Origin of the sequence: Moraxella sp. CTOTU47915 (assembly GCF_031986685.1) — a bacterium.
GTDB lineage: Bacteria > Pseudomonadota > Gammaproteobacteria > Pseudomonadales > Moraxellaceae > Faucicola > Faucicola tetraodonis.
Map to the genome: position 1 here is coordinate 1 of NZ_DAMAAE010000024.1, position 10,755 is coordinate 10,755.

Consider the following 10,755-nt stretch of genomic DNA (forward strand, 5'->3'; position numbering starts at 1 on the left):
AACTTTCCTAAAAAGCTGGAAAATCACTTTAAAGCCTTTGATTTAGCTTTCTTTGATGTGGCCTGATAAATTAGGCATCAGCATAGAATTTGGATTAAAATAAGTATCCGACCACCCCGCCTTTCTCACATTAGCAGAATGTGGGGTAACTGCTTATGATGATTAACTAAATAACTTACTCAATCTGCTGTAATATTATATGAGAGCCACGTCCTATAGCCGGACGTGACCCAATCAGTGTTACCTAGCGCTGTACTGGCTAATATCTTCAATATTGTTCGTTTGCTTGTTTAATACTAGCATAAGGCGCGGTACTACCGTCTTTTTTTATCAGCATAATAGTATAAGGACTGAATTGATCACCCATTTCCATGCCTGGACTACCCATTGGCATACCCGGTGTGGCTAGACCAATAGCGTCTTTGGGCGGGTTTTGTAGGAACTTATCCATATACTTGACCGGCACATGACCCTCAAACACATAACCGTCTTGGCTTATGATGGTATGGCAAGAGTACATTGACGTTGGTAATTGATGCTGCGCTTTGATCGCTGTAACTGCCTCATTACTGGTGACTTTGTCAACAATCATCACACCGTAGGATTTAGCATGCTCAATCCAACTATGACAACAGCCACAGTTCGGGTCGCGATGTACCGTTAACGTATTGTTTTTCAATGTATCTGAGATTTGAGTTTGAACGTTAGGAATGGTGGTTATCGCCTGACGCTGCTGAGTTGTTTGAGGCGTTGAGGCGATGGTATCTGTTTGACTATTTTTCGCGACTTGATTGCCACAAGCGACCAAAGATAACGCTGATAAGCTGACGAGGATTGAAAATTTAATAGAATATTTATTTGACATGATAATCTCTATTGATAAGTTGGTTTCAGCTCAAACGTGACGGGTAACGCTAAAATCACTGGTTAATCTGTAACTTTGAAATCACTAAATGAGTAAATGCCAAAACCTTATGCTTGGCATTTATAATTAGGACTTACGCAAAAAGCATAAAATTTTGCGAAAGCGGATAAAAATATAGTAGCATAAAGAGATGAAGAAAAAAGCTATCACCCGCTTAGATTAGACTACTGTCAATATTTACTGGTAAGCCAAACCAATTACACCCTTACCAACTACGCAGAACATCATCCTGAATCAATTAGTCATGACCGCATCAATCGATACCTACGTCATGACAAACTAAAACCCAAGCTCGTATGGGAAAAAGTCAAAGACGACATCGTATTAGACGACGATGGCTATGTAGTGGCATAATAAAGCTAGACAACCGATAAGAGATTATAATGGGGTTACCCCAGAATTCGGAGAAAATAGTACGTTAAGGAATTTAGTCGAGTATTTTTAAAATTGATAAAGGTCAAGGTGTCTAAAAAACGTTGGTTTTTTGGACACTTCCATTTAGGCGAAAAAACAGAGGCAAATCGCCTCTATTTTTGTAAATTAACCTGTCTACAAATCAGTATCTAATAAATATGTAAATAGACCCTATGAGAAAATTTCAATTACACTCAAAGAAGGGTAGTTACTAGAATGGCTCAAGTACTATGCCAAATGAGCAATCTCATCAATTAACTCAGGTTTTTTGCCCAATAACTTAAGCAAGACTTGAGCTGAACCGCTCGGTTTACGCTGACCTTGCTCCCAAGACTTTAAAGTATTGACTGAAATCCCCAATGACTTGGCAAATTGACTTTGCGACAAGCCTGTCTTTTGACGAACTTGGCTGACTTCCGATACGGGTGCATACCGTCCTTCTCGTAATTGAGAAAGTGATTTGGCTAAACTGTCCTTAATCACAATCGCATCAGGATCATCTTGAATCACTGCCTCGACAATATTGGCAATATCTACGTCAGAGAAATTAACAGGTTTCATAATTAGTTTCCTTGCTTTTCATTTTTCAAAGATTTTAATTCTTTGGCAGAAATGTTTTCTTTTTCATTTTTCGCATACACAGCTAGACAAACTATCAGTCCATCATCCAGCATATTGTAGTAGATAACTCGAACCCCACCCGACTTGCCTTTACCACTGGTTGCCCAACGAATTTTACGTAAACCTTTGCCATGTTGAATCACATCACCCTTTAATGGATTTTGTGAAAGGTAAGTAAAGAAAGCCAATCGATCATCCAAATCTAACAATTGAGCAATTTCAACTTTAAAGCTTTCCGTTTCGACGACCGTATACATAGTAAACCTTTAATATATGATACATTGCATTATAATACTAAATCTACTAGTTAACAATCGATTTTAGAATCCTGAAAAATTGAAACTTCCCAAAATTTTGAAATTAATCGAGTTTGCTTATTAAATCCACCCCTGCCTTCTTCAACTCCCCTTTCGCCGTCACATAGTGGTACAGCGTACTGCTGGGAATATCACCAAGCTCCCTGCAAATCGCAGGAATGCTTTTGGTTTGGTCTTGCATCAGATGCTGAGCATAACGAAGTTTCTCAGCCGTCATAATTCTAGGTCGTCCCCCTTTTCGTCCTCGAGCCCTAGCAGCGGCAATCCCCTCTTTCACCCGCTGGCGGATAATATTACGTTCCATCTCAGCAAAAGCGGCTTGAATTTGTAAAAACGCCCGACCTGCAGGGGTGGTGGTATCCATCGGTGAATTAATCGCTTTAAAGCCAATGCCATTTTCAGCCAGTTCATCAATCAACTTTATCAAGTCACTGGCTAACCGCCCTAACCGATCTAAATCCAAAACAACAAGCACATCGCCTTTTCGCAAATAGTTGAGACAATCATCCAATCCTTTACGTTGGGAATTACTGCCTGATGCTTTGTCTTCAAAAATTCGCTCACAGCCGATTTCTTTTAACGCATCAACTTGACGGCCAAATCCGTTGCCCCATCAATAAACACGTTGGCACTCCACACCAGTATAGCTAGCCCCACTAAAAATGCCACAATCGCAATCAACATAAAAAACTCACTTTGCTATTCAATTAAAAAATGCGTTTTTACCGCTATCAATGATAAAAACGCATTTTAGGTATAGGATAGTTAAAGGCTAGGCTTGTTTTGGCAATGTCTTATTCAGATAAAAATAACCGATAATGCCTGCTAAAACTGAACCCATGACAATCCCTAATCGCTCATCAAACGGTTTAATCTCCAATCCTGCGAACGCCAAGCTCCCGATAAATAAACTCATGGTAAATCCAATGCCACATAGGGCAGCGACACCAATTACTTGACCCCAGTTCATGCCTTGTGGCAGATTGGCGAGCTTTAGCTTAACCCCAAGCCAACTAAATAACATCACACCCAGCATTTTACCGACTAGCAATCCCATGATAATGCCCAATGACACAGGGTGGGTGAGTGACGCCATAAAGCCTCCTTCCGCTCCCCCAAAATGGATCCCTGCATTGGCAAAGGCAAATACGGGCAAAATCAAAAAGCTCACTGTATGATGCAAATCATGCTCAAGTTCTTTTAACGGTGAGATTTTAGGGTTTGCCGAATCAGTCATTGGGATAAACATCGCCAGCAATACCCCAGCAATCGTGGCATGAATACCCGATTCAAGCATCGCCACCCATAACACCAATCCAATAATGACATACGCAGAAATACGAGTGACATTAAAACGATTCATGATAAACAATACTGCAAGCGTTAAAGCGGCAACCCCTAAGGCGGCTAGGTTTAACCCACTGGAATAAAACAAAGCAATGATTAAAATCGCCCCAATATCATCGAAAATCGCAATTGAGGTTAAAAACACTTTAAGCGACAGCGGCACTCGGCTACCCAGTAAGGTTAATACCCCCAACGCAAAGGCGATATCCGTGGCCGCAGGAATCGCCCAACCCTTAGCAAAATCAGGGTTTTGGTAGTTAAACATCAAATAAATTAAGGCAGGAAACACCATGCCACCCATGGCAGCGAGTGCAGGTAAAATGATGTTGCGTGGGTTGGACAATTCCCCTACCATCATTTCACGTTTAAGCTCAAGCCCCACTAAAAAGAAAAACACTGCCATTAACCCATCATTAATCCAATGAAGCAAATGGTGTTTCACCACGAAATCACCAAAACTTATCGCAATCGGAAAATGCAATAAATGCTCATAGCTTTCTTGCAATGGCGAATTGGCAACAATCATTGCCAGTAGTGCAGCGATGGCTAAAACAATACCAGCCGCTGCATCCATCGCAAAAAACCGCTTAAGCGTTTGCTGAAAATTACTCATAGACCCTCCTAATATAAAAATAGCTATTTATTCTCTTTTGTGAATGCTATTCGCTGTTCAATTCTTTCTGCCACTTGCTTAGGGTCAACTTGTGAATTATCGAGTACCGCCGCCCACGCATACACGATATCATCTTCATAAATATGACCAAATCCTGCAGGCGTTTGGTTAGACGCTGGCATATCCAGAGATAATTCCCAAAAACTTAACACAGGCAACCATCTAGGTAAATGACTAACCCCTCGACCCTTGGGTTCTGCCATCCAGTCAGGTGCTTGCCATAGCATCTTGGACGACCACCACACGATAGGGTCTGTCGCATACTGCAAAAATACAATTCGTGGTGACTGCCAATCATTTGTCAGTTGTTTTAATGAGGCAGGATTATCCATAAATCGCACATGTTGTCCGCTGTGAATAATAGGCAAGGCTTCTGTCGAACCTTTATTCCGATTCGCCACCAGTTGTTGCCATAGTGGGCTAAATCTTGGCGTTCCCACCCACACCGCCCCATCAATACGATTAATGACATCATCATAATTGTTAAAAAGCGATTGACTGGCATACGCCCCTAACGACTCTCCTGCAAGCAATAGTTTAGGGCGTTTATCAATCGGCATTTGCTCAAGACGTTGTTTGACGGCATTTATCAACTCGCTATTGGCAAACGTGGCAAGCTCACCATTCAACAAAAACGAAAATTGACTGGGTAAATACGAGTATTGAATCGCCACCGTTGCCACATCGCCTTGGGTCAAATACTCAACCGCCTGACTGCTGTACTCTTCAATCCAGCCCCGTCCTGTAGCCCCTTGTATCACGATATAGCGGCGGGTAAACGCCTGCGTTCTATCCATCTCATCAAGGGCGGTCTGCACCATTTTTTCTAACAACGCTTTATCAGGTTCTTGACGATTCAAACCAACGAATACCCGAATCGGCTCTTTGGCAGGCAATCCTGTCAGCAAGCTAATATCCTTCTGCGACGCCCCAAGCGAGACAAAGCGTTGTCCAAAATGCCCCAACTCCTGCCACTGTTGGGCAGGTTTTTCTTTATTACTATGCCCCGTTTGCCCACTATCAAACCCTGATTTATACCGTGAGAATGGGGCTGATAGGGTATCGGGTTCAGAGGTATCAAGCTGCATGGCACTATAGGCGACTTTCTCGACAACTTTGTGCCAGATATAATCTCGACTTAACGTAACCAATCCGACAATCAGTAGTAAAAAAGCCCCTGCTTTCATACTCATTTTTGTGGTAGTAGAAAACTGTGGAAAGCCACGTTCTACCCCCATCAACACCAATTGCTTTATCAAGCGAGCGATAAACACGACCAACCCCCAAAGCAATAGACTTAAGAGCATAGCCCCGCTGACATTAAGCAATGACGGCGGTGTTATCTGGACCTGTTGGGCAATCTTGGCAGTAATCTGGTAATGATAAAAAGCAAAACCAATCGCACCTAAAAATCCTAATACCATCGTCATTATTGGTAAGATATTTAGGTGGTTGATAGCTGATTGATGATTGGAGTTTTTTAATAAACGCTGTAACCAATACCCTATAAGACCCAACAGCATTCCAAACGCATAACCAACGATAGCGTTAATGCCACCACTGATTGCCTGCAACCACCAGACCCGTGGCAACAACATTGGTACATAGGACACATATAGACAAAAAAAACCCAGCATTAACCCAACTGCTGAACTATCTTTAATCTGTCGCTGTAGCCATTGAGCGACCAAATGCGTATTATTCATCTATTTTACTCAATAAAAAAAGGGTAAGACAATTGTACTACCCTTCATTGTAAACGATTCGACGATTAGTAACGAGTAATCAACGCAATCGGCTCCTTTTCATCCATTTGCTCAGTGGGTACAAATACCACCTCACCACCGTTATGGCTAACCAATTCAATGATTTCACTAACCGCATCATCGGTTACACCCTCAGCAGTAGCATCATCTTGGACTTGTAGGGTCTGTGCTTTCTCATCAATCTTCGCAGGCACACTATGACCTTGACGAACCAATAGCGTTACCGCATTGCCTTCAAACGCCGAGCGATAGATTTGTTGCAAATCAGTACGCACCATCTTTTCATTACGAGCTTTTTCAAGGTCGCCTTTGGCAGTTTCGTAACGAGTCTGACGCTTTTGCTCAACGATGTCTTGAACGCCAGCAATAATGTCCTCTGGCTTGCTGTCGTTCAGATATGTTAAATTATCGACTTTACCAATAATCATATCAGGGCGGTCGCACACTTTTTCATAAAAACCAATATTGTGGCTATCACCCACCAAAATCACAGGTAGTGGTGATTTGTTATAAAGCTCTTGCAAGCTTTTATCAACACGGTTAAAGAACTCTTTTAAGTACATATCATCGTCTGATGAGCCTGTACGGTCTGCTTTACTGTTGTTGGGTAGCGTTGAGTTGTTAATAGGGAAGGTCAACTCGCTCATTGTTTGTTGACGTTCGCTACCGCCTTTAATTTCTTTAACCAGACGATTATTCACGCCTTCAATCAGACGGGCTTTTTCAGGCGTAACTACCAACACATAATAGCCAACCCCTTCTGATAAGTTACGCATGAGGTCACGGGTCGCAAACTTTTCACCAATGATGACTCGCTCAGCGGCATCAAAGGGCAAACGCACCACTTGAGCAGATTCAGGCGTGGCAAACACAGCCAGCGTATCTAAGTTATAGTTATGGTCAAGCTCATCGGTTTGGGCATGGATTTTTTCCATCACACTTGCAGCAACACGCTTGTCGTATTCATTGGTGACACGTTCTTCGACGATTTTAAGTTGGTTTTTTAGGGCAATTGCGTCTTGCTCATTGTCTGGGAAAGTACGGTGGGTCGGAATAAATACGCTAACCGCTGGATTACCTGTTTGCCCACGCAATGTTTTAAAAGTTTCTTTTAAATTGATGTTATTCATGTGTAACTTCCATTTTAAAATTAAATAAAAAATAAATATCAAAAACAAAAAATAATAAGAAAATATATTTCTAAATATAGCAAAATATAGAATTTATTTTTCATATTTAAGCTAAAATTTGATTATATCAATCATAATAAGAATTAAAAGTAAAATGTTGTATCGCTTATATATGGCAATGTTATAGTTAGCATCGTTTGAACAATAAAAACGAGTATTATAAAAGACGTAGATTTCAAAAGTTCTAGACTGGGATAAACGATAATGGTCTCATACCTAATCTGCCATTTATAACTAACTTAATGTCTAGAAACAAAATTTTGGGTCAAAGGGTAGATATAAATGCACTCACAAACGTGGCCTTGGCTTATCCGAAAGCGGCTAGACTGCTATAGTCTTCGAAGACAGAAAGTGCTACGGCGTTAGGCTCACTCACAGTACTATTTGTACAGTTTCGTTCGCCTGCCTTGTATCACTTTTATGTTTCTGTGACTATATTTCCCTAATTCTTTGCTGATATCGAATAAGGTAGAGTGTAAAAAAACAAGCCACACTTTAACCAGGGGTTATCTGAGAATTCGGGTCATATTGCACGCTAAGGAATTTTGTCGAGTATTATACCATTATAGATTCGCGTGATAATAGAACTAGCCTACGGAAAACAGATGTTTTCATAGAGTTTCTTATTTTCTTAAGTTTATGCCTATTTTTGTAAATTAACCTATCTATAAATCAGCGTTCAACACATCTTTAAACAGAGCTTATAAGAAACTTTCGATTACACTCACTAAAAGGTGTTTAATAGAAGGGCTCAAGTACTATGCAAAATGAGCAATCTCATCAATTAACTCAGGTTTTTTGCCTAATAATTTAAGTAAGACTTGCGCTGAGCCACTCGGTTTACGCTGACCTTGCTCCCAAGATTTTAACGTATTGACAGAAATACCTAAGGCTTTGGCAAATTGACTTTGCGACAAACCCGCTTTATGGCGGACTTGAGCCGTATCTGATATTTCTGTCGTACGTGCAAAGATACCTGCTTTGGTTTGGTTTAATGCTTCAATCAAATTGTCTCGCTCTGCTATCAAATCAGGTTCATCATCAATAATCGCTTGAACCGCTGCTTCAACATCGAAGTCTTTAGGAAAATTCGTTTTCATCAGTTATCCTTTTAGCTTTTGAAGCTCACTTGCCAAAATATTTTCTTGTTCATTTTTTGCATAGAAGTAAGACATCACAATCAGTGTAAGCATCCGACCATCCCATCTACCACCATTCTAAAAAATACGAGATAGTGCCCACTTATTTTGATCTGAACCCCGAAAGTTGGACACCCTTTTTAACGATTTTTGAAGTATTTCTACATAAATGGTAAAATTAAAAATATTTTTTGGGATTTATTGTTGTTCACCAAGTCACTTGCCTTATAAGGTTTTTAAAATTCTCGAAAACTCTAGCAATAACTTGCTCTCTTGGTTCATTCCAAAGCTTAGATAAACTATTGATTACTGGCATAACTTCGCCAGGCAAAATTGGCTGATTTTTACTCTTAACAAATGGGCCATCCGTTTCAGTGATAATGCGGTTTTTGGGAATTCTGCTGACGAGCTGTTTTCCTTTGTTGGTTGAAAGCATCCTTTGATTTACTGAAAACCAACAGCCATTAGCTATCGCTCTGTTTAATTGAATTTCATTTCCTGTGTACCAGTGTAGAACAGGTACGCCATTCGAAAAATGATTTTTTAAACAGTCAAGTACGCTATCCACAGCCTGAAGACTATGAATGGTTAAAATTTTAGGAGTAGACTTATTCGATTGTATAACAATATGCTCAAAAACTTTCTGTTGAATCGGTTGAAATTGTTTTAGTGAGCGCGAGCCATCTAATCCTATTTCACCTATATATTTTGTGTCGTCCACTAATAGGTCAAATAAATCTAGTTCTTCACTACGTTCATGAGCTATCTGTGGATGCAAACCAAGAGCTGTTTGAATTCTTTGATGGTTTTCTGCAAGTTCCTTTGTACCGAACCATGCTTTAGGTGTTGTCGTGACTGATAAGATATAACTTGAAGCATCGCATAAAGAAGCGACTTTATGCGAATTTTCATATAAATCCAAATGGCAATGCAGATCAATCAATGGGTACATTAGACAGTTACATCCAAATTTTGAGTTTGTAAATAATTTTTCACTTCACCCATTCCCCTTAAAACAGTATCTATAATGCTCTGACGTTCAGTTTTCTCAAATGGTAATGAACCCGACCTTGCCACCCAAATATTTTTATTCGAAGCATTTTCTAAACTCTGAATAGCGACAATCATAGACATCAAATCGTCTCTATTATTGGGGTTTTTGATGACATGGTTTAAAACTGGGAATTGGTATGGTGTATTATCATTATAAGTGGCTGCATTAAAAGAAGCTCGCCTAATCAAGCATGGCACACATCTGCCGCATTGAATACCTGAGCGTTTCCATTTACCACAGGAAACTGTATCAACGGCAACCTTTTTCAGTAAAGCCTGATTTTGGCAGTCTACTATCATCTCACCCTTTGTTTTAAACTGGTAAGGATTCAATAGCTTAACAGGTAAACCAATATTGATGAACAATTCGTTCAGCTTTCCTAAAAAAAAGGGATGAGTCGTTCTTGTACTCAATGAACCAATTCGTCGAGCTGTTAATGGTGGATTGATCGAAATAAGCCCATTTTCTGGGATATAAAGGTTAACGGTTTGATTATTATAGTGGTTTTTTGATAACGCAGTAGCAATCAATGCTCCAAATGCAATAAAGTTAAAACTCCGTGTTCTCATTTGTACATCGACTGGGATTTCTTTTACTTTTCTTGGGTTTGCGACGACTTGAAATTTAGCATTAGTAAGGCGAAGTTTGTTATAAACATCATCCTGTTTTTCCCTATCTTTTGGATAAGCATGGCTGACTAGTACAGGTTTTTTCCCTTGTTGTGTTAAATCTATGGCTCCAATCATACTATCGAGACCGCCAGAGAATAAACAAACCGAGTCATGATTATCGATGTGTATTTTTCGAGCTCGTCGATGCGTTATCTTACTTGGTATTTGAAAATCACTTTGACTAAATTCAAAATCCCATAAGTCACCGCTGAGAAAATGTAAAGTTTCTTGAAGTAATGATCTTTGTTGTTGCCACAAATCTGGTTCTAGTAAAGGTAGATGAACCTTAAATTGACGACACCAAGCATCTTCTGCTCTGGTGTTTCGTTCAACGAAAGTATCAGCGGCAGTAACTGCTAACGATAACATCATTAAGTCAAAAGCTGTTTCGTCAGGCTGTTCTTGTAATCTTCTGAATTCTTGTAAAGCAGCTCCGCCAATACTGTTGTACATACCTTCCAGTGCAGATTTGCCAAACATCCGGACTGGTAATACATTACTTGACATATTAGGTAATTTAGTGGGGTCAGTCTCAAAATATAGTTCAATCATTTAGATAGTCCTCCCACTCGGTCCAAATCTCTTTAAGAACCTGTTCACAATCTTTTCAATAACAAAGCGATGAAAGCAAGATTGGT

General features: G+C 40.0%; 10 protein-coding genes and 2 pseudogenes. 1 reads left to right on the forward strand and 11 read right to left on the reverse strand.

Annotated elements, in window-relative coordinates; genetic code table 11:
* Window positions 1-268: 268 nt before the first annotated feature.
* The gene (locus tag RTL34_RS11095) at window positions 269-865 is read right to left on the reverse strand and encodes a DUF411 domain-containing protein (protein ID WP_007116040.1); all 597 of its coding nucleotides are present in this window, start codon (window positions 863-865) and stop codon (window positions 269-271) included.
* Between the two features lie 240 nt (window positions 866-1,105).
* Between RTL34_RS11095 and RTL34_RS11575 the strand changes: the two are divergent.
* Window positions 1,106-1,273 (forward strand): annotated as a pseudogene (locus RTL34_RS11575) (IS701 family transposase); the annotation flags it as partial.
* Between the two features lie 294 nt (window positions 1,274-1,567).
* On the opposite strand, the gene RTL34_RS11100 reads toward RTL34_RS11575, so the two are convergent.
* The 10 genes and pseudogenes from RTL34_RS11100 to qatC form a co-directional block, all read right to left on the reverse strand.
* The gene (locus tag RTL34_RS11100; RefSeq protein ID WP_065253217.1) at window positions 1,568-1,900 is read right to left on the reverse strand and encodes a type II toxin-antitoxin system MqsA family antitoxin; all 333 of its coding nucleotides are present in this window, start codon (window positions 1,898-1,900) and stop codon (window positions 1,568-1,570) included.
* Window positions 1,901-1,902: 2 nt separating this feature from the next.
* Window positions 1,903-2,217: a type II toxin-antitoxin system RelE/ParE family toxin gene (locus RTL34_RS11105; protein WP_312116936.1), complete on the reverse strand. Its 315-nt coding sequence runs from the start codon at window positions 2,215-2,217 to the stop codon at window positions 1,903-1,905.
* 103 nt (window positions 2,218-2,320) lie between these two features.
* Entirely contained in the window at window positions 2,321-2,848 is a 528-nt protein-coding gene (locus RTL34_RS11110) for a recombinase family protein (RefSeq protein ID WP_099808676.1), read from the reverse strand.
* 14 nt (window positions 2,849-2,862) lie between these two features.
* Window positions 2,863-2,961: pseudogene (locus RTL34_RS11115) on the reverse strand (calcium/sodium antiporter); the annotation flags it as partial.
* Between the two features lie 88 nt (window positions 2,962-3,049).
* Window positions 3,050-4,237, reverse strand: a complete 1,188-nt coding sequence (nhaA, locus tag RTL34_RS11120; RefSeq protein ID WP_036604826.1) for a Na+/H+ antiporter NhaA — start codon at window positions 4,235-4,237, stop codon at window positions 3,050-3,052.
* 23 nt (window positions 4,238-4,260) lie between these two features.
* Window positions 4,261-6,003, reverse strand: a complete 1,743-nt coding sequence (locus RTL34_RS11125; protein WP_060994965.1) for an alpha/beta-hydrolase family protein — start codon at window positions 6,001-6,003, stop codon at window positions 4,261-4,263.
* Window positions 6,004-6,068: 65 nt separating this feature from the next.
* Window positions 6,069-7,193, reverse strand: a complete 1,125-nt coding sequence (locus RTL34_RS11130; protein WP_060994964.1) for an AOC03_06830 family ribosome hibernation factor — start codon at window positions 7,191-7,193, stop codon at window positions 6,069-6,071.
* A gap of 818 nt (window positions 7,194-8,011) precedes the next feature.
* Window positions 8,012-8,353 carry a helix-turn-helix domain-containing protein gene (locus RTL34_RS11135; protein WP_060996132.1) on the reverse strand — a complete coding sequence of 114 codons (342 nt, stop codon included), beginning with the start codon at window positions 8,351-8,353 and terminating at the stop codon, window positions 8,012-8,014.
* A 247-nt stretch (window positions 8,354-8,600) separates the two neighbouring features.
* On the reverse strand, window positions 8,601-9,344 hold the full coding sequence (qatD, locus tag RTL34_RS11140) for a Qat anti-phage system TatD family nuclease QatD (RefSeq protein ID WP_312116941.1): 744 nt from the start codon (window positions 9,342-9,344) through the stop codon (window positions 8,601-8,603).
* The gene (gene qatC, locus RTL34_RS11145) at window positions 9,344-10,669 is read right to left on the reverse strand and encodes a Qat anti-phage system QueC-like protein QatC (RefSeq protein ID WP_062333038.1); all 1,326 of its coding nucleotides are present in this window, start codon (window positions 10,667-10,669) and stop codon (window positions 9,344-9,346) included. The genes qatD and qatC overlap by 1 nt, the downstream gene beginning before the upstream one ends.
* Window positions 10,670-10,755: the final 86 nt, after the last annotated feature.